20 protein-coding genes are annotated in these 19629 nt (G+C 69.9%); 9 read left to right on the top strand and 11 right to left on the bottom strand.

Translation table 11 applies throughout. The features are described from left to right. Position 1: 1 nt before the first annotated feature. The 6 genes from nirJ to C9F13_RS11450 form a co-directional block, all read right to left on the bottom strand. Positions 2-1219, bottom strand: coding sequence for a heme d1 biosynthesis radical SAM protein NirJ (gene nirJ, locus C9F13_RS11475; protein WP_108446387.1), 1218 nt, complete (start codon positions 1217-1219; stop codon positions 2-4). A gap of 18 nt (positions 1220-1237) precedes the next feature. Next, on the bottom strand, positions 1238-1801 hold the full coding sequence (gene ahbB, locus C9F13_RS11470; protein ID WP_157955190.1) for a siroheme decarboxylase subunit beta: 564 nt from the start codon (positions 1799-1801) through the stop codon (positions 1238-1240). Further along, positions 1776-2234, bottom strand: a complete 459-nt coding sequence (locus C9F13_RS11465) for an Lrp/AsnC family transcriptional regulator (RefSeq protein ID WP_108446386.1) — start codon at positions 2232-2234, stop codon at positions 1776-1778. Before C9F13_RS11465 ends, ahbB (C9F13_RS11470) begins: the two co-directional genes overlap by 26 nt. Next, positions 2231-2764, bottom strand: coding sequence for a siroheme decarboxylase subunit beta (gene ahbB, locus C9F13_RS11460; protein ID WP_157955189.1), 534 nt, complete (start codon positions 2762-2764; stop codon positions 2231-2233). Before ahbB (C9F13_RS11460) ends, C9F13_RS11465 begins: the two co-directional genes overlap by 4 nt. Next, a complete protein-coding gene (locus C9F13_RS11455) occupies positions 2761-3306 on the bottom strand; it encodes an Lrp/AsnC family transcriptional regulator (protein ID WP_108446385.1) in 546 nt (181 codons plus the stop codon). Before C9F13_RS11455 ends, ahbB (C9F13_RS11460) begins: the two co-directional genes overlap by 4 nt. A gap of 64 nt (positions 3307-3370) precedes the next feature. Beyond that, on the bottom strand, positions 3371-5044 hold the full coding sequence (locus C9F13_RS11450) for a cytochrome D1 domain-containing protein (RefSeq protein WP_211310960.1): 1674 nt from the start codon (positions 5042-5044) through the stop codon (positions 3371-3373). A gap of 412 nt (positions 5045-5456) precedes the next feature. On the opposite strand from C9F13_RS11450, the gene C9F13_RS11445 reads away from it, so the two are divergent. From C9F13_RS11445 to C9F13_RS11435, 3 genes are all read left to right on the top strand, one after another. Continuing rightward, positions 5457-5792, top strand: coding sequence for a c-type cytochrome (locus C9F13_RS11445; protein WP_108446384.1), 336 nt, complete (start codon positions 5457-5459; stop codon positions 5790-5792). A 52-nt stretch (positions 5793-5844) separates the two neighbouring features. Continuing rightward, positions 5845-7047 carry a cytochrome D1 domain-containing protein gene (locus C9F13_RS11440; RefSeq protein ID WP_281261071.1) on the top strand — a complete coding sequence of 401 codons (1203 nt, stop codon included), beginning with the start codon at positions 5845-5847 and terminating at the stop codon, positions 7045-7047. Positions 7048-7182: 135 nt separating this feature from the next. After that, positions 7183-8352, top strand: a complete 1170-nt coding sequence (locus C9F13_RS11435; protein ID WP_108446382.1) for a globin domain-containing protein — start codon at positions 7183-7185, stop codon at positions 8350-8352. Positions 8353-8486: 134 nt separating this feature from the next. On the opposite strand, the gene C9F13_RS11430 is transcribed toward C9F13_RS11435, so the two are convergent. The 3 genes from C9F13_RS11430 to C9F13_RS11420 form a co-directional block, all read right to left on the bottom strand. Then, a complete protein-coding gene (locus tag C9F13_RS11430; protein WP_108446381.1) occupies positions 8487-8951 on the bottom strand; it encodes a hypothetical protein in 465 nt (154 codons plus the stop codon). 232 nt (positions 8952-9183) lie between these two features. Beyond that, a complete protein-coding gene (locus C9F13_RS11425; protein ID WP_108446450.1) occupies positions 9184-9888 on the bottom strand; it encodes a succinate dehydrogenase iron-sulfur subunit in 705 nt (234 codons plus the stop codon). A 234-nt stretch (positions 9889-10122) separates the two neighbouring features. Further along, positions 10123-10569 (bottom strand): globin, encoded by a 447-nt coding sequence (locus tag C9F13_RS11420; protein ID WP_108446380.1) that lies wholly within the window; start codon positions 10567-10569, stop codon positions 10123-10125. A 180-nt stretch (positions 10570-10749) separates the two neighbouring features. On the opposite strand from C9F13_RS11420, the gene ubiU reads away from it, so the two are divergent. From ubiU to C9F13_RS11390, 6 genes are all read left to right on the top strand, one after another. Continuing rightward, entirely contained in the window at positions 10750-11745 is a 996-nt protein-coding gene (gene ubiU / locus C9F13_RS11415) for a ubiquinone anaerobic biosynthesis protein UbiU (protein ID WP_108446379.1), read from the top strand. A gap of 8 nt (positions 11746-11753) precedes the next feature. After that, positions 11754-12671 (top strand): U32 family peptidase, encoded by a 918-nt coding sequence (locus C9F13_RS11410; protein ID WP_108446378.1) that lies wholly within the window; start codon positions 11754-11756, stop codon positions 12669-12671. 7 nt (positions 12672-12678) lie between these two features. Continuing rightward, complete coding sequence (locus tag C9F13_RS11405) at positions 12679-13416, top strand: anaerobic ribonucleoside-triphosphate reductase activating protein (RefSeq protein WP_108446377.1); 738 nt, start codon at positions 12679-12681, stop codon at positions 13414-13416. Between the two features lie 179 nt (positions 13417-13595). After that, the gene (locus C9F13_RS11400; protein WP_108446376.1) at positions 13596-15359 is read left to right on the top strand and encodes a ribonucleoside triphosphate reductase; all 1764 of its coding nucleotides are present in this window, start codon (positions 13596-13598) and stop codon (positions 15357-15359) included. Positions 15360-15549: 190 nt separating this feature from the next. Then, positions 15550-15720 carry an anaerobic ribonucleoside-triphosphate reductase gene (gene nrdD / locus C9F13_RS11395; protein WP_108446375.1) on the top strand — a complete coding sequence of 57 codons (171 nt, stop codon included), beginning with the start codon at positions 15550-15552 and terminating at the stop codon, positions 15718-15720. Between the two features lie 63 nt (positions 15721-15783). Beyond that, positions 15784-16503: an anaerobic ribonucleoside-triphosphate reductase activating protein gene (locus C9F13_RS11390; protein ID WP_108446374.1), complete on the top strand. Its 720-nt coding sequence runs from the start codon at positions 15784-15786 to the stop codon at positions 16501-16503. Between the two features lie 142 nt (positions 16504-16645). On the opposite strand, the gene C9F13_RS11385 is transcribed toward C9F13_RS11390, so the two are convergent. Both C9F13_RS11385 and C9F13_RS11380 read right to left on the bottom strand, forming a co-directional pair. Then, complete coding sequence (locus C9F13_RS11385) at positions 16646-17386, bottom strand: ribonucleoside-diphosphate reductase (protein ID WP_108446373.1); 741 nt, start codon at positions 17384-17386, stop codon at positions 16646-16648. A 99-nt stretch (positions 17387-17485) separates the two neighbouring features. Then, positions 17486-19597: an adenosylcobalamin-dependent ribonucleoside-diphosphate reductase gene (locus tag C9F13_RS11380; RefSeq protein WP_108446372.1), complete on the bottom strand. Its 2112-nt coding sequence runs from the start codon at positions 19595-19597 to the stop codon at positions 17486-17488. Between the last annotated feature and the right edge of the window lie 32 nt (positions 19598-19629).

Raw genomic sequence — 19629 nt, 5'->3', positions numbered from 1 at the left:
CTTACGGGATCTCGATGGCCTGGATGGCCGCATGGGGTGCGCCGACGCGCCGCTCGGCACCCTCGGCGACGCCGATCTCGCGGTTGCTCAGGTAGCAGCCGGGATCCTCCTCCCAGGGGTCACCGGTGACCTTCCAGGCCCGCACCCGGGTGTTGCCGTTGCAGATCGGCAGGAAGCGGCACTCGGCGCAGCGCCCCTTGAGCGGCCGCGGCCGCTGGCGAAAGCCGACCATCAGCGGGTCCTGGGTGTCGCGCCAGATCGTGGAGAAGGGCGTCTCGCGGACGTTGCCCAGGGTGTGGTCCCACCAGAAGGTGTCGGGGTGGACGTTACCCAGGTTGTCGATGTTGGCGATCTGCTCGCCCGAGGCGTTGCCGCCCCAGGCGATCAGCTGCCGCTCCAGGGCCTCGGCCCGCTCGGGGAAGTGCTCGCGGGCCCACATCAGCAGGAAGGGGCCGTCGGCGTCGTTGTTGCCGGTGACGTACTCGCGGTGGATGCCGCGGGCGAGCTCGTCGCGGCAGTGGTCGAACAGCCGGGTCATGGCGTCGCGGGTCATGCGGTACCAGGCGTCCTGCTTGCTGTGGCGCCGGCCCCGCCCGCCGTAGTTGAGGTGCGAGAGGTAGAACTTGTCGACGTCGTGGGCGTCGATCAGCGCCAGGATGTCGTCGAGCTGCTCGACGTTCTCGCGGGTCAGGGTGAAGCGCAGCCCCACCTTGATGCCCCGCGCCTTGCACAGCTTCACTGCGTGCATCGATTCGCGAAAGGCGCCCTTTCGCTGGCGGATGGCGTCGTGGGTCGCCTCCAGGCCGTCGATGCTGATGCCCACGTAGTCGTAGCCGACGTCGGCGATGGCGTCGATGTTGGCCTCGGTGATCAGGGTGCCGTTGGTGGAGAGCCCGGTATAGAGGCCGAGCTCGCGCGCGCGGCGGGAGAGCTCGAAGATGTCGGGGCGCATCAGCGGCTCGCCGCCGGAGAGGATCAGCGCCGGCACCTGGAAGGCCGCCAGGTCGTCGAGCACGGCGTGGGCCTCGGCGGTCGAGAGCTCGCCGGCGAAGTCGATGTCCGCCGAGGTGGTGTAGCAGTGCTTGCAGGTCAGGTTGCAGCGACGGATCAGGTTCCAGATCACCACCGGGCCGGGCGGCTTGCGCCCCCCGGCGCGCGGCGCCTGGCCCGGAGGGGCCAGTTCCATCAGGCTCTGGATATAGCGGGTGACGCGAAACATGGCGTTCTCCTGCCGTCGTTAGGCGGACGGGGTGCGGCGCGAAAGGCGCAGCCCGGTCTTCTTGAGGATGCGCGAGCTGTAGAGGATGCGGTGGTCGCGGCAGGCCGCGCCGAGGCGCTCGCGCAGCGCCTCGGCCTGGCGCTCGACCTCCTCCCGGCTGCGCCCGTGGAGCATGGCGAAGAGGTTGTAGGGCCAGTGGGGCAGGTGGCGTGGGCGGCGATAGCAGTGGCTGACCCCTGCGATGGCGGCCACCTCCCGGCCCAGCCGCTCGACCTCGGCGTCGTCGACGTCCCAGACGGTCATGCCGTTGGCCACGTAGCCCAGGCGATAGTGGTTGGGCACAGCGGCGACCCTGCGGATCACCCCGCGCGCCTGCATCGCCCGCAGCCGCGCCAGCACCTCCTCGCCGTCGAGGCCCACCTCGCGGCCCACCGCGCCCCAGGGGTCGGGCACCAGCGGCAGCCCGGCCTGGGTGGCCAGCACGATGGCGCGGTCGTGGGCGTCGAGCGCGCGCTCCTCGAGGCCCGGGACTTCGGGAGCGCGCACCGCGTCCCGGCTAGACCGGCAGGTGGAGACGGACATGGAACTCCTCCTCCTTGGGCATGTTGTAGACCGGCAGGCCGGTGGCCGCCTCGATGGCCGCGATCACCTCCGTGATACGCACCGGGGTCTCGGTGGCGAGCACGAACCACATGTTGAGCGCGTGCTCGCGGCGGTAGTTGTGGGCCACCTCCGGGAAGGCGTTGACCGCCTCGACGACCCGCTCGAAGTCGGGCTCCGGCACTGCCAGCGCCGCCAGGGTCAGGCCGCCGCCCAGGCGCTCGGCGTGGTACATGGGGCCGAAGCGGCTGAGCACGCCGTCCTCGCGCAGGCGCTCCAGCCGGTAGAGCAGGTCGCCCTCGCTGATGCCCAGCGCCTCGGCGACCGCCGCATAGGGGCGCGCCACCAGCGGCAGCCCCTCCTGCAGGCGGTTGATCAGGTGACGGTCCACGGCGTCCAGCTCGGCCAGGCTCATGCGTCCTCCTCCCGGGCATAGCGGGCGCCGCACTGGCGGTAGGCGCGGGTGCTGAACAGCGCTCGATGGGGGATCTCCTCGAGGCCGAGCCGCGCGACGATCGCCTCGAGCGTCTCGAGCACCCGCTCGCGGCGGGCGCCGTGGATCATGCAGAAGAGGTTGTAGGGCCAGTCGGGCAGCCGTCGCGGGCGCCGATAGCAGAGCGTCACGGCGGTCTCGCGGGCCAGGCGCCGCCCCACCAGGGCGACCCGCTCGTCCGGCACGTCCCACACCACCATGGCGTTGGCCCCGAGGCCCAGGCGGCGGTGGCGCACCACCAGGCCGAGGCGCTTGATCAGCCCCTCGGCCTGCCAGCGCCGCACGCAGGCCATCGCCTCCTCCTCGGCGAGGCCGGCCTGCTCGGCCAGGGTCTGCCAGGGCCGCGGCGTCAGCGGCAGCCCCTGCTCGAGCAGCGCGCGCAGGCGACGGTGGGCCGCCGGCTCGTCGGGCGAGCGGGCGGCCTCGGGGGAGAGCGGGGTCGCGGATCTCATGTGCGCTCCAGTTCGGCCCAGGGAATGGGAAACGCCAGGTCGATATGGAAGCTCTCCAGCATCGGCAGGCGCAGGATCGGCACGCCCAGGCGCGCCTCCAGGGCGTCGAGGCGCGCCTCGAGGGCGGGCGCCTCGGGGGCGGTCATCACGAACCACAGGTTGTAGTCGTGCTCACCGGCCGGATCGTCCTGGGCCAGGGGGGCACGGCCCTGGGTCTCACGGGCGTAGTTGTGGTTGACGCCGGGGGCGGCGTTGATGAGCTCTGCGAAGGCATCGCGTTCGGCCTCGGGTACCGCCACGGCGGCCAGCAGGCTGGCGCCGGCGCGGGCATGGTCGAAGACCGCGCCCACCCGGCTCAGCACGCCCCGCGCCTGCAGGCGCTCCAGGCGCGCGATCACCTCGTCCTCGGCGGCGCCGAGGCGCTCGGCAATCCGCGCGAAGGGCCGGGGACAGACCGGCAGGCCGCGCTGATAGCTGTCGATCAGGCGACGGTCCAGCGCATCGAGGTCGTGAACCTGTTCAGGTGGGGGTTGGCAATGCATCGGCACAGCTCACTCCGGGAGGGGAAGGCGGGCGGACCCTTGAGGGCCCGCCGCCGTGTCCCGCTCAGTAGATGTCGTGCTGGGTGTTGATGACGTTGAACTTACCGGTCGGGGTGACCAGTCGCTCGTCCTTGATCACCTTCTTCAGCTCGCGGGTCTCGTCATCCACGACCACCAGTGCGGAGGTCTTGTCGGAGGTGTTCCACACCGAGAACCACACCTCGTCGCCGGCCTGGTTGTACTCGGGCTGGACGACGCGCTTGGGCCCTTCGCCCACGTCGGCCCACTCGGCGATGGGCAGCACCTCGTAGCCGGCCTCCAGGTCGTTGATGTCGAAGACCGCCACGCTCTGGCTGATCGCCTCGCCCGGGTTCAGCGCGGTGTCGACGTAGAGGTTGTCGGACTCGGGGTGGGTCTTGATGAACAGCGAGCCGCCGCCCTGGCCGTCGAGGGTGCGCACCACCTGCCAGGCGTGGTCGGGATGCCCCTCGGGGTCGGTGCCGATCAGCTGGATGGTGGCATCGCCCAGGTGGCTGGTGGCCCACACCGGCCCGAACTCGGGATCGACGAAGTTGGCGCCGCGCCCCGGGTGGGGGATCTTGCCGACGTCGACGATGGCCTCGAGCTCACGCTCCTGGGCGTCGATCACCACGATCTGGTTGGACTCGTTGGCCGCGGTGAGGAAGTAGCGGCCCGAGGCGTCCCAGCCGCCGTCGTGCAGGAAGCGCGAGGTCTCGATCTCCACCGTGGAGAGCGCCTCGAGGTTCTCGTAGTTGACCAGCTGGACCTTGCCGGTCTCCTTGATGTTGACGATGAACTCGGGGTGCTGGTGGGAGGCCACGATGGCGGCGACCCGCGGCTCGGGGTGGAACTCCTGGGTGTCCACGGTCATCCCGCGGGTGCTGACGATCTTCTTGGGCTCCAGGGTCTCGCCGTCCATGATCACGTACTGGGGCGGCCAGTAGGCGCCGGCGATGGCGAACCGGTCCTCGTAGCCCTCGTACTTGGAAGTCTCGACCGAGCGGGCCTCCATGCCGACCTTGATGGTGGCGACGATCGACGGCTCCTCCATCCACAGGTCGATCATGTCCACCTTGGCGTCGCGGCCGATTACGAACAGATAGCGACCGGAGGCGGAGAGGCGCGAGATGTGCACCGCGTAGCCGGTGTCGAGGATCCTGACGATCTCCTTGCTGCCGCCGTCGATCAGCGCGACCTGGCCGGCGTCACGCAGGGTGACCGAGAAGAGGTTGTCGAGATCCAGGTCGTTCATCTGCTCGGTGGGGCGATCCTCCGGGGCCACCTTCACCTCCCAGGTCTCGCGCATCTCGGGCATGCCGAACTCCGGCGGCACCGGCGGCTCGTGCATGATGTACTTGGCCATCATCTCGACCTCGTCCTCGGTGAGATCCCCCGAGGTGCCCCAGTTGGGCATGCCGGCCGGCGAGCCGTAGGTGATGAACGTCTTCAGGTAGTCCAGGCCGCGCTCCTGGGTGATGTCGGTGGTCAGCGGCTTGCCGGTGGCCCCCTTGCGCAGCACGCCGTGACAGCCCGCGCAGCGCTGGAAATAGATCTCCTTGGCCTGCTCGAACTCGGTCTCGGTCAGGTCCGGTGCGCCGGGCGTGCGCACGACCTTGGCGGAGCCCGGATCCACGGTGGAGGACGTGCCCTGATAGGCACTCTTGGACCCGTCGACATCCTTGTGGCCCTCCTGGGCCTGGGCCGCCGTGATGCCCATGGCGACGGTCGTCACCGCCACCGCCAGGGGCTTGAGATACCAGTGTTTCTTCATCATCGTTCCACCTCTGTCATGATCCTCGGATGCGCTGCCGCCAGGCCATGCCGCTGTTGTTGTTCGACGGACGGCCATCCGACGCGCACGCATGGTCGATGACCCTCCTGGCCCTGAAGAGTGGTCCATGAACGCGCATAATTCATGCATCTTTAGCGATATCCGCCGCACTTTTCCCGCCGGCATTGACCTGCGTCAACGGCCGTCGGCCCCTACCTCCAAAGGGGCGTTGCGAGCCGTCGCGCATCGTGCTTGATGGGAGCGGTGAGGCGCCGCCTTGACCGCGGTCATGGCGCGACGCCCCGAGCGCCGCGAGACTGAAGGCGCCGCTGAATGGAACCCTGCCCGAGGAGATGCCATGTCCCTGTCCGCCTTCCATCGCCTGCTGCTGGCCCTCTGCTGGCTGCCGCTCGCGGCGCTCGCCGACGGCTCGCTCTCCGCCGAGCGAGAACAGGAACTCGAGACGCTGCTCTACCAGGACTGCGGCTCCTGCCACGGCATGACCCTGCGCGGCGGGCTGGGCCCGCCCCTGCCGCGCTCGCGCATGAACGCCTTTGACCGCGACGGCCTGGCCGCGCTGATCCTCCACGGCGTGCCCGGCACCGCCATGCCCAGCTGGGCGGGACTGCTCAGCGAGCAGGAGGCCCGCTGGCTCGCCGACCATCTGCAGCACGACACCCCCCTGGATGAGTGACCGCGCCTCGCCCCGGTCCTCGACTCGGCACTCGACTCAACAAGGAATCGCCATGATGCCCCCTGCCCTGCGCAAGCCCCTGTTCGCGATCGGCCTGGCCGCCCTGCTGGCCGGCTGCCAGGCCACCCCGCCGGTCGAGCCCCGCGGCACCGGCGATCTCGGCGTGGTGGTCGAGCGCGCCACCGGCAGCCTGGCGGTGGTGGACACCAGCGAGCGGCGCATCCTCCGACGCGTGGAGGGGCTCGGGGATCTCTCCCACGCCTCGGTGAAGTTCTCCCGCGACGCCCGCTACGCCTTCGTCTTCGGCCGCGACGGCGGCCTCAGCCGGGTCGACCTGCTCAGCGGCGAGATCACCCACCGGGTGATGCAGTCCGGCAACAGCATCGGCGGCGCCATCTCCCAGGACGGCGCGCTGGTGGCGGTGGCCAACTACGAACCGGGCGGCGTGAAGATCTTCGACAGCCGGACCCTCGAGGAGGTGGCGGAGATCCCGGCGACCTACCGCGACGAGCACGGCGCGGTGCAGCGCTCCAAGGTGGTCGGCCTGGTGGACGCGCCGGGCAACCGCTTCGTCTACAGCCTGTTCGAGGCGGGCGAGATCCGGGTGGTCGACATGAGCGGCGAGGCGCCCGAGGTGACGCGCTTTGCCGAGATCGGCGAGGCGCCCTACGACGCCCTGATCGGCCCCAACGGGCGCTACTACATCGCCGGGCTGTTCGGCGAGGACGGCCTGGCGCTCTTGGACCTGTGGCACCTCGAGAAGGGCGTCACGCGCATCCTGCCCGACTACGGTCGCGGCGAGGCGCGCCTGCCGGTCTACAAGATGCCGCACCTGGAGGGCTGGGCGGTGGCCGGCGACGAGGCCTGGCTGCCCGCGGTGGGCCGCCACGAGGTGCTGGTCGCCGACGCCGACGACTGGTCGCTCAAGGAGCGCATCCCCGTCCATGGCCAGCCGATCTTCGTGATGAGCCGCCCCGACGAGCGCCAGGTGTGGGTCAACTTCGCCCACCCCGACAACGACGCGGTACAGGTGATCGATACCGAGACGCGCCGGGTCGTGCGCACCCTCTCCCCGGGCGAGGCGGTGCTGCACATGGAGTTCACCCCGAAGGGTGAGCACGCCTGGGTCTCGGCCCGGGACAGCGACCGGATCACCGTCTACGACACCCGCACCTTCGAAGTGCTGGCGACCCTCGAGAGCGAGTCCCCCAGCGGCATCTTCTTCACCGACCGGGCCCACCGCATCGGGCTCTAGGCACGCCCCGGGGCGGGCGGCGGACTTTGCCGCCCGCCCTGCGACATTTTGCGTCAGCTCCGCGGGGTGTCGGCGGCGAGCTTTAAGATGTATTTTACATACCTCTTAAAACATCCCCCTGACCGGAGCCCTGTCATGCTGACGCCAGACCAGGAACGCCTGATCGCCGCCACCGCCCCCGTGGTGGCCGAGCATCTCGACGCCATCACCCAGCGCTTCTATCCGCTGATGTTCTCGCGCTACCCCGAGGTGAAACCGCTGTTCAACGAGACCCACCAGCGCGACGGCGGCCAGCCCCGGGCGCTGGCCGGGGCGGTGCTGGCCTACGTGCAGCTGCGCCAGGATCCTCAGCAGGCGAGGGGCGCGATGGGCACCATCGTCGGCAAGCACGTCGCCCTCGGCATCCAGCCCGACCAGTACCCCATCGTCGGCGAGTGCCTGATGGCCGCCATCGGCGAGGTGCTGGGCGAGGCGGTGACGCCGGCGGTCGCCGCGGCCTGGAGCGCCCTCTACGAGGAGCTCGCCGGCCTGCTCATCGAGCTGGAGGACCGGCGCTATCGTGAGTTCGAGGCGCGCCCCGGCGGCTGGCGCGGCACGCGGCGTTTTCGCATCGCCGACATCCGCCGCGAGAGCGCGGTGATCCGCTCCTTCGTGCTGGAGCCCGAGGACGGCGGACCGGTGGCCGATCACACGCCGGGCCAGTTCATCGGCGTGCGGCTGACCCTCGACGGAGAACCGGTCTATCGCCACTACAGCCTCTCGGACGTGCCCAACGGCCGCTCCTATCGGATCTCGATCAAGCGCGAGCCCGAGGGCCGGGCGAGCCGACACTTCCATGACGCGATGAGCATCGGCGATACCCTGGAGCTGCTGCCGCCCGCCGGCGAGCTGACCCTGCAGGGCGATGACGAGCCGCTGCTGCTGGCCTCCGGCGGCGTTGGCCAGACCCCGCTGCTGCCGATGGCGCGCCACGCCCTGGCCGCGGGGCGCCGGGTGATCTACCTGCACGCCGCCCTGGACGCCGAGCACCACGCCTTCCGCGACGAGGTCGCGGCGCTCGCCGCGGAACATCCCGAGCAGCTGCGCACGGTGTCCGTTCATGAGCGCGGCGCCGAGGCCGACCATATCGGGCGCATCGACCGCGAGCTGCTGGCGCGCCTGCTGCCCGAGGGCGCCCGCTGCTACTTCGTCGGCCCCCAGGGCTTCATGACCGCCGTGGACCGGGCGCTGGCCGCGCTCGGCGTGCCCGACGAGCGCCGCCACTACGAGCACTTCGGCCCCTCGCGCCCCCTCGACGCCGCCTGAGGCTGGCACCAGAGCACGGCCCAGGAACACGCTCTGACACCGCGACGCCCCGGCATGGCCGGGGCGTCGCGGTGAGCGGGCCAGCACGATCCGATCGGCCTCACCGTCGCCGCGGATCGGCGCACGCCCTCGCGTTATGGCGTCTCGACACCCCAACTCTCGGGCACGGACTGCGCCTTCAGCCCCTCGAAACGATCCGTCACGTAGCGGCTGTGACAGGCCACGCAGGCCTGGGTCATGTGATGGAAGACCTCCGCCTGCTGCGGGGTGTTCTGCTCTCTACCCGCCTCGGCCAGGGACGCCGACAGCTGATGTAACCGCGCGTCCAGCTGCAGGAACTCCGCCGGCACCGCCTCCTTCAGGTCCCGGCGATCCTGCTGGGTAAGGGACTGTTCAAGGATGAAACTGTCGTGGATAGCCTGGCCATGGCGGGCCACCACGTCATGCCTGCCCTGGATAATGGCGCTATAGGTCTCCTGCATCGCCGCCTCGATCTCGACCATCTCCTTGACCAGCAGCCCGCGCAGCTTCTCGGTCAGTTCAGGGCCCACCGGCTCCGCGGCGCCAGCGACGCTAGCCGCCGTCACGGTGCCCAGCATCACGGCAACTGCGATAGCTCGCAGGCATCGCCGTGGGTGGCCCCACGAGGTGGCCACTCCGATCGGTCTACTCACTGCGGTGCGCGTGTTCATCGCGATACGCCTCACTCTACCGGTGTCGCGCCCTCTTCGAGGACGCCTCTTTGCCTGGATTCCTCCAGGATCGTCGAGGGTCACCATGTCCTCTTCTGTCAGCCGATCTCCTGTAACCGCACGATCGCGCTTCGGAGGTTCACGTGCCTTGCGTCAACAGCATGCTCTTGATATGGCCGATGGCGTGCATCGGATTGAGTCCTTTGGGACACACCCAGGTGCAATTGGCGATCTGCCGACAGCGAAAGACGCTGAAGGGATCGTCGAGCTCGGCCAGCCGCTCGTCCGTCGCGGTATCGCGGCTATCGATCAGGAAGCGATAGGCCTGGATCAGGCCCGCCGGTCCGATGTACTTATCCGGGTTCCACCACCAGGAGGGGCAGGCCGAGCTGCAGCAGGCACAGAGGATGCACTCGTAGAGGCCGTCGAGCTTCTCGCGCTCGCCGGGGCTCTGCAGCCGCTCGCGGGCGGTGGGCGGGGCGTCGCTTATCAGCCAGGGTCGGATCTTCTCGAACTGGCGAAAGAACAGCGTCTGATCGACCACCAGGTCTCGGATCACCGGCATGCCCGGCAGCGGCCGCAGGGTCAGGGTGCCGCCTCGGTCCAGCACTTCCTCTACCGGCGTGATGCAGGCCAGGCCATTCTTGCCATTGATGTTCATGCCATCGGAGCCGCAGACCCCTTCCCGGCAGGAGCGCCGATAGGCCAGAGTGGCATCGCGCTGCTTCAGGTGCTCGAGTACATCCAGCACCATCATCTTGCGGAAACGCTCCTCCACCTCCAGCGTCTCGAGTCGCGGCCGGTCATCCTCCTCGGGATGGTAGCGATATAGCCTGACCTTGATCATGACTGCCCTCCGCTGCTGATTGCCCTTCTGCGCGGACCATGCCGCCCTGCAACCGTCACCTGCATGGCGAGAACCGCCACCTCCATCCGTTCATCGAGCGCTGCATTCCTGCCGCGAAGCTGGACGAGATGTCGCCCCACCTCCCGCTCTCGCGCCCTGCCGAAGGCAGCCCCGGCGTCCTGCTGCTTTACCGGCAGATCGCCGACCAGGGCTTCACAGGCGGGCGGCCCCTCAAGGCCTCGGGGATCCGCCGTGGTGACCGCCACCCCGGTCGTAATGGAACGTCATGAAGACGATGCCCGGCGTCATCACCAGCCGCCAGGCCAGCTCGACGTCGTCATCGAACTGCTCGTCGAAGTCGCGAACCGTGTCGATCAGGCTCTCGAGCCAGAGGTCGTAGAGCGCCGGGGAGATATCCCGGTGGGCGCGGTCGTGGCTGATCGCCACCTGCTGGAGGTAGTAGTCGGCGTGGCTCGAGGCGTAGAAGGCCAGCAGGTGGTAGAAGGCCTTCTTGAGCATCGCCTGCTGGCGCGCCATGTCGGTATGGCGAAACTTCTCGGCGACCTCGGGCGAGGCGGCGAGGAAGCGGTCGTAGAAGGCCGCGAAGAACGCCCGCCCCTCGACCTCGCGGTCGAGCACCCGCACGTAGCTCTCATCGAAGAGGCGTTCGATATCCATGGCCACCCCGCACGGTGAACGAGCCTGATCCTAGCCTAGGCCAGCCCGGCGACGGCGCCATGGCCGGGACATGACCTGGATCACGCCGGGGGCGAATGCCCGCCGGGCATGACGCCCGTCAAGGGCGGGGCCGGGGTGGTCGACTAGCATGGTCGGGTTTTCATCGAGAGGAGTCGCGCCATGGAGCTCGTCTGCCCCGCCGGCAACCTGCCCGCCCTGAAGCGAGCCGTGAACGAGGGGGCCGATGCCGTCTACTTCGGCTTCCAGAACACCACCAACGCGCGCCAGTTCGCCGGCCTCAACTTCACCGACAAGCGCGCCGGTGAGGGCATCGACTACGCCCATGCCCGCGGCAAGCGGGTCTTCTGCGCCATCAACACCTACCCCCAGCCGGACGGCTGGGCGATGTGGACCCGCGCCGTGGACCAGGCCGCCGAGCTCGGGGTCGACGCCCTGATCCTGGCCGACATGGGGCTGCTCGACTACGCCGCCCGCCGCCACCCGAACCTCGACCGCCACCTCTCGGTGCAAGGTTCGGCGACCAGCCACGAGGCGCTGCGCTTCTACCACGAGCAGTTCGGCATCAAGCGCGCGGTGCTGCCCCGGGTGCTCTCGATCACCCAGGTCCGCGACCTGGCGAAGCAGAGCCCGGTGGAGCTCGAGGTGTTCGCCTTCGGCAGCCTCTGCATCATGGCCGAGGGGCGCTGCTACCTCTCGTCCTACCTCACCGGCGAGTCGCCCAACACCCGCGGCGTCTGCTCGCCGGCGGCCCACGTGCGCTGGGAGGAGACCCCCCGGGGGCTGGAGTCGCGCTTGAACGGCGTGCTGATCGACCGCTACGCCGAAGGCGAGCGGGCCGGCTACCCGACTCTGTGCAAGGGGCGCTTCGCGGTCGACGGCGAGACCTACCACGCCATCGAGGAGCCGACCAGCCTCAACACCCTGGAGCTGCTCCCGGAGCTTCAGGAGCTCGGCATCAGCGCGGTGAAGATCGAGGGCCGCCAGCGCAGTCCCGCCTACGTCTCGAAGGTTGCCGGCATCTGGCGCCAGGCCCTGGACCGCGTCGCGCGCGCCCCCGGCCACTTCCACGCCGAGCCCGCCTGGATGGCCGGCCTCGGCGAGCTCTCCGAGGGCGCCACCACCACCCTGGGCGCCTACGAGCGGCGCTGGAAATAGGAGGCTTCATGACCGCCACGACCCTGGAACTGGGCCTGGGCCCGGTGCTCTTCTACTGGACCCGCGAGGACTACGCCGCCTTCTACAGCGCCGCCGCCGACTGGCCCGTCGAGACCGTCACCCTGGGCGAGTCGGTCTGCTCGCGGCGCCGCGACATGAAGCTCGACGACTGGCTGGGGATCGGCCGCGAGCTCGCCCAGAGCGGCAAGCGGGTGGTGCTGGCGAGCCAGACCCTGATCGAGTCCGAGGCCGACCTGCGCGACCTGCGCAGGCTCTGTGACAACGGCGAGTTCACGGTCGAGGCCAACGACCAGAGCGCGGTGCAGCGCCTGGTCGCCGCCGGCCTGCCCTTCGTCGCCGGGGCCGCGCTCAACCTCTACAACCCGGCCTCGCTGGCCGTGCTGGCCCGGGCCGGCATGCAGGGCTGGCAGGCGCCGGTGGAGATGTCCCGGGACGACCTGACCCGGCTGCTGGCCGACTGCCGCGCGCAGGGGCTCGACGCGCCCTGCGAGGTCTTCGCCTACGGCCACCTGCCGCTCGCCTGGTCGTCACGCTGCTTCACCGCGCGGCGCCACCAGAAGCCCAAGGATCGCTGCCAGTTCGTCTGCCAGCAGTACCCCGAGGGCCTCGCCCTGCGCTCCCAGGAGTCCCGGGAGGTGTTCACGCTGAACGGCATCCAGACCCTCTCCGGTGCCTGCCAGGACCTCTGCCACGAGCTGCCGACCATGGCCGAGATGGGCGTGGCGAGCGCGCGGCTGAGCCCCCGCGCCGAGGGCATGGCCGAGGTGGTCGCGGCCTACGACGCGGCCCGGCGCGGCGCGCTGCCCGCCCGCGACCCGCTGGCGCTGGTGGAGGCCGAGGTGTGCGACGGCTACTGGTTCGGCCGCCCCGGCATGGACCACAGCCAGACTGCCAGCCCGGGGTAAGCGTGTCATGATCCTGCTACAGGATGCGCTCGCCCACCCGATTCGCCTGCCCGTCGCCGGCTTCGAGGCCCGCGACGACCACGCCTTCCCCGGGCGTCGTGCGGCGGTGGTCTATCTCCAGGGCTGTCCGCTGGCCTGCGGCTACTGCGAGACGGCGAGCCGCATGGGATCGGCACGCCGCCCGGCGGCCGGCGAATGGCCGGCCATCGAGGCGCTGATCGCCGCGCGTGTCGGCGAGCTCGACGCGGTGGTGTTCAGCGGCGGGGAGCCCACCCTGCACGCCGACCTGCCGGCCGCCGCCGACGCCTGCCGCGCCCTGGGCCTGGCCGTGGGGCTGCACACCGCCGGCCCCTATCCGGCGCGCCTGGCCGAGCTGCTGCCGCGTCTCGATTGGGTGGCTCTGGACGTCAAGGGGCGCGGGCGCGACCTTGACCGGATCTGCGGGCGCCGCGGCATCTGGCAGCCGCTGGTCCGCAGCCTCTCGCTGCTGCTCGAGGGCACCACGCCCTTCGAGTGTCGCACCACGGTGCACTGGCGGGACTTCACCCTGGACGACCTGGAGCGCCTGGCGATGACCCTCGCCGACTGCGGCGTGCGCCACTACGCCCTGCAACCGGCGCGCCTCGAGCGCTGCCGCGACCCCGACTACTGCCGGCCGGTGGCCGGCGCCCCCTCCCGGGAGGCCCTGGCGGCGCTGGTGCGCCGGCTCGCCCCCCACTTCGCGCGCCTCGAGCTGCGCCCCTGACGCCCTCCCCCGCCTGAGCGGCGTCCCGACGGTTCCGTGACCGGCGGCGCCTCCCCCTGCCCGTCGGCGCCTTCCCGCCACGCGCCCCCGAGCGCCGCTTTGCTGACCTGGATCATGTCCCTCACCGGCGCGAGCGATTAGCCTTCAAACACCATATATAGTGTTTTGGAAAGAGGTTAATGGCACATATAGACAAACCCGCGACCTCACCCCGTCGCGACAGGGCGCGCGTCGATGTCGCCAGCACCGTCGACGAATACCTGCAGCGCGCCGACTGGCGCGTCCATGCCAACGCCAACCAGGGCTACTCCCTGGGCGGCCTGATCCTCAACGTCTCCGGCAAGCTGATCGCCAACTACTGGCTCGACGAGATCTATCCCGAGGCGGTCGGCCGGGCCCATCGCGAGGGCGACCTGCACATCCACGACCTGGACATGCTCACCGGCTACTGCGCCGGCTGGTCGCTGCGCACCCTGCTCATCGAGGGCTTCAACGGCGTGCCCGGCCGGGCCGAGAGCGCCCCGCCGCGCCACCTCACCAGCGCCCTTGGGCAGATGGTCAACTTCCTCGGCACCCTGCAGAACGAGTGGGCCGGCGCCCAGGCCTTCAGCTCCTTCGATACCTACCTGGCGCCCTACGTGCGACGGGACGGCCTGGACTACCCGGCGGTACGCCAGGCGCTCCAGGAGTTCATCTACAACCTCAACGTGCCCTCCCGCTGGGGCAGCCAGACGCCCTTCACCAACCTGACCTTCGACTGGACCTGCCCGGCGGACCTGCGCGACCAGGTGCCGATTGTCGGCGGCGAGGAGCAGTCCTTCACCTACGGCGAGCTGCAGGCCGAGATGGACCTGCTCAACCGCGCCTACCTGGAGGTGATGGCGGAAGGCGACCGTCAGGGACGGGTCTTCACCTTCCCCATCCCCACCTACAACATCACCCCCGACTTCGACTGGGAGAGCGACAACGCCGAGCGCCTCTTCGCGCTCACCGCCAGGTACGGGCTGCCCTACTTCCAGAACTTCCTCAACTCCGACCTCGAGCCGCACATGGTGCGCTCCATGTGCTGCCGGCTGCAGCTCGACCTCGGCGAGCTGCTCAAGCGCGGCAACGGCCTGTTCGGCAGCGCCGAGCAGACCGGCTCGCTGGGGGTGGTGACGATCAACTGCGCGCGGCTCGGCCACCGCTTCGCCGGCGATCGCCTCGGGCTCTTCGAGGAGCTCGACCGCCTGCTGGCGCTGGGCCGCGACAGCCTGGAGATCAAGCGCACGTGCATCCAGCAGTGGATGGACGCCGGCCTCTACCCCTACAGCCAGCGCTACCTGGGCACCCTGCGCAACCACTTCTCCACCCTGGGGGTGAACGGCCTCAACGAGATGGTGCGCAACTTCAGCGAGGACACCCACGACATCGCCGACCCCGAGGGCCAGGCGCTGGCGCTCGAGCTGCTCGACCGGGTGCGCGAGCGGATGCGCGACTTCCAGGAGCAGACCGGGCACCTCTACAACCTCGAGGCCACGCCGGCCGAGGGCACCACCCATCGCTTCGCCCGGGAGGACCTGAAGCGCTACCCGGCGATCCTCCAGGCCGGCACTCCGGAAGCGCCCTACTACACCAACTCCAGTCAGTTGCCGGTGGGCCACACCGACGACCCCTTCGAGGCGCTGCTCCACCAGGACCCGCTGCAGACCCGCTACACCGGAGGCACCGTGCTGCATCTCTACATGCGCGAGCGGCTCTCCTCGGCGCGCGCCTGCCGGCAGCTGGTGCGCACCGCGCTGTCGCGCTTCCGGCTGCCCTACCTGACCATCACCCCGACCTTCTCGATCTGCCCGGTGCACGGCTACCTGGCCGGCGAGCATGAATTCTGCCCGAGGTGCGACGACGCCCTGCTGGCAGAGCAGCAGGCGCAGGCCGCCGTGGCCGGCGCCGAGACCCACTGAGAGCTCTCATTTTCAGACTTCCAGTGATGCTGGGCGCCGGGGGCAAGGCGAAGCGAGGGTCCTTTGCCATGGATGGCAAAGGTAGCGCCCAGGGATGAGTCCACAGCGCCCTCGCCGAGGCTTAACGCCGGCAAAGTCCAGCTCTCTGCTGGAGGGTGAAAGGAGCCCAGAAAAAAGTTAGGAGATTCTTATGAGCACGATCCAGACCCACCGCGATGCCCTGCCCACCGACCGCCGCCAGCCCTGCGAGGTCTGGACCCGGGTGATGGGCTATCACCGCCCGGTCAGCCAGTTCAACCTCGGCAAGCGCAGCGAGCACCGCGAGCGCACCCCCTTCAGCGAGCGCGCCGCCGCGCGCTGATCCCGAGCCGCCGGGCGCTCCCCGGCGGCACTCCTCTCCCCCTCGCCAGACCCGAGCCCCGCCATGGATGCCCCCCGCGAGATTCGCCTGCCGGTCGCCGGACTGACCCGGCTGACCACCCTGGACCTGCCCGAGCGCCTGGCCGCCGTGGTCTTCCTGCAGGGCTGCCCGCTCGCCTGCGGCTACTGCCACAACCCGCAGATGCTCGCCTCGCGACGCGGCGAGGCCGCGGAGTGGGCCGCGGTGCGCGACTTCCTCGAGGCGCGACGGGGGCTGCTGGAGGGGGTGGTGTTCAGCGGTGGCGAGCCCGTCATGCACCGCGACCTGCCGGCGGCGGTGGACGAGGCCCGGGCGCTGGGCTTCGCCGTGGGGCTGCACACGTCGGGGGCCTACCCGGCGCGGCTGGCCGCGCTGCTGCCGGCCCTGGACTGGGTGGGGCTGGACGTGAAGGGCGAGGCGTCCCGGGTCGAGGCGATCGTCGGGCGTCCCGGCATCGCCCCGCGGCTGGCCCGGAGCCTCGAGGTGATGCTCGAGAGCGATGTCGCCTTCGAGTGTCGCACCACGCTGCACGGGCGCGACTTCACCCTGGCCGACGCGGAGCGCCTGGCGCTGACGCTGGCCGAGCGGGGCGTGCGCCACTACACCCTGCAGCTCGCCCGCCATGACCAGTGCCTCGACCCGCGCTACGCCGCGCCGGTGCCGGGCGGCCTCACCCGGGCCGATCTCGGGGCGCTGGTCGAGCGACTCGCGCCGCGCTTCGAGACCCTGGTCCTGCGCGGCTGAGGCCGTCGGGCCGGGTCGCTCGCGACACGGCCACCCGCGAAACGGAAACGCCCCGGGACGCGCAGCGTCCCGGGGCGTCTGGCCAGCACGGGCGTTCAGCGCCGCCGGCCTGGGTTATCCACAGGGCCTGTCGCGGCCCCGCTTATCCACACTTGGACCAGCCGCAGCCAGAGTAGCAGGTGGGGCAGCCGTCCATCATGATCAGCTCGCCGTTGCACTCGGGGCAGTGGCCGACCACGGCGGGGCCGCCGCTCTGCTCCTGCGCCTGGCGCTCGGCCTGCTCGAGCTCCTCCGGGGTGGGCGGATGCCAGGGGTGGCCGCTCGCCAGGCGCTGGGCGTAGCGGCTGACCAGCTCCTCCACCGGCACCTGGTTGCCGTCCTGGTCGAGGAAGCCGCGCCGGTAGAGGATCTGCTGGATCGACCAGGCGATGGCCGCGACCTCGGAGTCGTGGAATACCGGCTTGCCCCAGCGGTTCATGCCGCAGCGCACCAGGCCCTTGTCCCAGGCCACCTTGCGCAGGTCGGCCACCGCCTGGGTGACGTAGCCGCCCCGGGCGGCCAGCGACAGGCTGCGCATGGTCGCGGTGATCCACTGGTGTTCGCTGGAGAGCTGGCCGGAGGGGAAGAAGAACTCCACCGGGCGCTCGATCACCACCCGCTTGCCGTTGACCACGCCCTCCACCGGCATGAACGACACCAGCAGGTAGACCTTCTTGCGCCCCTCGGCGCCGACGTAGGAGATCTTCTCCGACACGGCCTCCAGGGTGCCCTCGGGGCGCGAGGGGATGCGCACCGTGAGCGGGTTCTCTTCGGCCAGCGGCGGCTCTTCCACCGCCTTCTTGACGCTGTAGGACACGATCTTGGAATTGATCTCGACGGCCATCAGGAGGCTCCTCCGGAAAGTTGTTGGGTGGCACTGGGCATCCATCGCCCGGGGCTTAGACGGGGACAAGCCTGCGAGGGCAAGCGCGAGAACACTGGCTTACCACTTGCCATAGGTGCCTTCCTTCAGCGCGTCATAGAGGTTCGCCGCGTTGTGCTCCTCGCCGTCGTAGATGACCTTCTCGTCACCGGCGAGCTCGACGGTCTCGCCGTTCTCCAGCTCGAAGACGTAGGTGGTGTTCTTGAGGTCGTCCTCGCGCACCAGCACGCCCTGGAAGGCCTCGGGATTGAAGCGGAAGGTGGTGCAGCCCTTGAGCTTGCTGGCGTAGGCGTCGAGGTAGAGGTCCTTGAAGTCCTCGAAGGCGAACTCGGTGGGCACGTTGACCGTCTTGGAGATCGCCGAGTCGACCCACCCCTGGGCCGCCGCCTGCACCGCCACGTGCTGCTTCGGGCTCACTGCGTCGGCGGTGATGAAGTAGTCGGGCAGGTCGCTCTCCACCGCCTCGGCGGCGATGAAGTGGCGGTAGGCGGCCAGTTCGAAGGAGACCACCTCGACCTGCTCCTTGGTCTTCTTGCCCGACTGGATGACGTTGCGGAAGTAGCGGTGCGAGAACGACGGCTCGATGCCGTTGGAGGCGTTGTTACCCAGCGACAGCGAGATGGTGCCGGTGGGGGCGATCGAGCTGTGGTGGGTGAAGCGCGCGCCATGTTCGGCGAGCTGCGCCACCAGCTCCGGCTCCACCTCGGCGACCTTCTGCATGTAGCGGCTGTAGCGCGCGTGGAGGATGCGGCCCGGCACCTTGTCGCCCACCTCGTAGCCGTCGCGCTTGAGCTCGGGGCGCTGGCGCATCATCCGCGGGGTGATCTCGTAGTCCTCGGTGAGCGCCGGCGCCGCGCCCTTCTCGCGGGCGAGCTCCAGCGCCTGCTTCCAGCCCTCGAGGGCCAGGTTGCGACTCACCTCCTCGGTGAAGGCCAGCGACTCCGGCGAGCCGTAGGGGATCTTGAGCATGGTCAGGGTCGAGCCCAGGCCCAGGAACCCCATGCCATGGCGGCGCTTTGCCTCGATCTCGCGGCGCTGGCCCGGCAGCGGCAGGCCGCTGATCTCCACCACGTTGTCGAGCATGCGGGTGAAGATCGCCACCACCTGGCGGTAGCGCTCCCAGTCGAAGCGCGGCTTCTTGCCGAAGGGATCGATGACGAAGCGGGTCAGGTTCACCGAGCCGAGCAGGCAGGCGCCCTCCGGGGGCAGCGGCTGCTCGCCGCAGGGGTTGGTCGCCCGGATCTCCTCGCAGAACCAGTTGTTGTTCATGCGGTTGACCTGGTCGATCAGGATGAAGCCCGGCTCGGCGAAGTCGTAGGTCGAGGCCATGATGGTGTCCCACAGCTCGCGGGCGCGGATCACCTCGACGATGCGGCAGGCCACGCGCCCCTCGTCGTCGAGGGTGTAGCCCTCCTCGATCACCGGCCAGTCGCGGTAGATCAGCTCGCTCTGCTCGACGTCGTCCTTCTCCCCCGGGTGGAGCGGGAAGGCCAGCGGCCAGTCGGTGTCGTTCTTGACCGCTTCCATGAACTCGTCGGTGATCAGCAGCGAGAGGTTGAACTGGCGCAGCCGGCCCGCCTCGCGCTTGGCCTCGATGAAGCTCTTCACGTCGGGGTGGCCGACGTCGAAGGTGCCCATCTGGGCGCCGCGGCGCCCGCCCGCCGAGGCCACCGTGAAGCACATCTTGTCGTAGATATCCATGAACGCCAGCGGGCCGTTGGTGCCGGCGCCGGCGCCGAACACGAAGGCGTTCTTGTGGCGCAGGGTCGAGAACTCGTAGCCGATGCCGCAGCCCGCCTTGAGGGTCATGCCGGCATCCACCACCGAGTCGAGGATGTCGTGCATGGAGTCGCGGATGGTGCGCGACACCGTGCAGTTGATCAGGCTCACCGCCGGCTTGTAGGCCTCGGCGCCGGCGTTGGACATGATCCGCCCGGCCGGGATGGCCCCGTTCTCCAGCGCCCAGCGAAACTTCGGCAGCCACGCCTCGGCCTGGTCACCCTCCACTGCCGACAGGGCCTTGGCGACGCGCTCCCAGGTGGCATGGACGTCCTTGTCCACGGGGTGGCCGTGACGGTCCTTGAGGCGATACTTGGCGTCCCAGATATCGCGGGACGGCGCCTGCAGGGGCACCTCGTTGGAGGTCTTGACGGCCTTGGCGGATGTGCTCATGTCGGGGGGTCTCCAGAGCGGTGTCGGGGGAA

It is taken from the genome of Halomonas denitrificans, from assembly GCF_003056305.1.
Lineage (GTDB): Bacteria > Pseudomonadota > Gammaproteobacteria > Pseudomonadales > Halomonadaceae > Halomonas > Halomonas denitrificans.
This window is presented reverse-complemented; position numbering and strand designations above follow the sequence as displayed.

Coding starts and splice junctions, on each gene's coding strand:
- ahbB (WP_157955190.1), bottom strand. CDS start 1,801: ATGTCCGTCTCCACCTGCCGGTCTAGCCGGGACGCGGTGCGCGCTCCC.
- C9F13_RS11435 (WP_108446382.1), top strand. CDS start 7,183: ATGCTGACGCCAGACCAGGAACGCCTGATCGCCGCCACCGCCCCCGTG.
- C9F13_RS11465 (WP_108446386.1), bottom strand. CDS start 2,234: ATGAGCCTGGCCGAGCTGGACGCCGTGGACCGTCACCTGATCAACCGC.
- C9F13_RS11440 (WP_281261071.1), top strand. CDS start 5,845: ATGATGCCCCCTGCCCTGCGCAAGCCCCTGTTCGCGATCGGCCTGGCC.
- C9F13_RS11420 (WP_108446380.1), bottom strand. CDS start 10,569: ATGGATATCGAACGCCTCTTCGATGAGAGCTACGTGCGGGTGCTCGAC.
- C9F13_RS11430 (WP_108446381.1), bottom strand. CDS start 8,951: ATGCTGGGCACCGTGACGGCGGCTAGCGTCGCTGGCGCCGCGGAGCCG.
- C9F13_RS11400 (WP_108446376.1), top strand. CDS start 13,596: ATGGCACATATAGACAAACCCGCGACCTCACCCCGTCGCGACAGGGCG.
- ahbB (WP_157955189.1), bottom strand. CDS start 2,764: ATGAGATCCGCGACCCCGCTCTCCCCCGAGGCCGCCCGCTCGCCCGAC.
- C9F13_RS11380 (WP_108446372.1), bottom strand. CDS start 19,597: ATGAGCACATCCGCCAAGGCCGTCAAGACCTCCAACGAGGTGCCCCTG.
- C9F13_RS11385 (WP_108446373.1), bottom strand. CDS start 17,386: ATGGCCGTCGAGATCAATTCCAAGATCGTGTCCTACAGCGTCAAGAAG.
- C9F13_RS11390 (WP_108446374.1), top strand. CDS start 15,784: ATGGATGCCCCCCGCGAGATTCGCCTGCCGGTCGCCGGACTGACCCGG.
- C9F13_RS11450 (WP_211310960.1), bottom strand. CDS start 5,044: ATGGGCATCACGGCGGCCCAGGCCCAGGAGGGCCACAAGGATGTCGAC.
- C9F13_RS11405 (WP_108446377.1), top strand. CDS start 12,679: ATGATCCTGCTACAGGATGCGCTCGCCCACCCGATTCGCCTGCCCGTC.
- C9F13_RS11410 (WP_108446378.1), top strand. CDS start 11,754: ATGACCGCCACGACCCTGGAACTGGGCCTGGGCCCGGTGCTCTTCTAC.
- nrdD (WP_108446375.1), top strand. CDS start 15,550: ATGAGCACGATCCAGACCCACCGCGATGCCCTGCCCACCGACCGCCGC.
- C9F13_RS11445 (WP_108446384.1), top strand. CDS start 5,457: ATGTCCCTGTCCGCCTTCCATCGCCTGCTGCTGGCCCTCTGCTGGCTG.
- C9F13_RS11455 (WP_108446385.1), bottom strand. CDS start 3,306: ATGCATTGCCAACCCCCACCTGAACAGGTTCACGACCTCGATGCGCTG.
- ubiU (WP_108446379.1), top strand. CDS start 10,750: ATGGAGCTCGTCTGCCCCGCCGGCAACCTGCCCGCCCTGAAGCGAGCC.
- nirJ (WP_108446387.1), bottom strand. CDS start 1,219: ATGTTTCGCGTCACCCGCTATATCCAGAGCCTGATGGAACTGGCCCCT.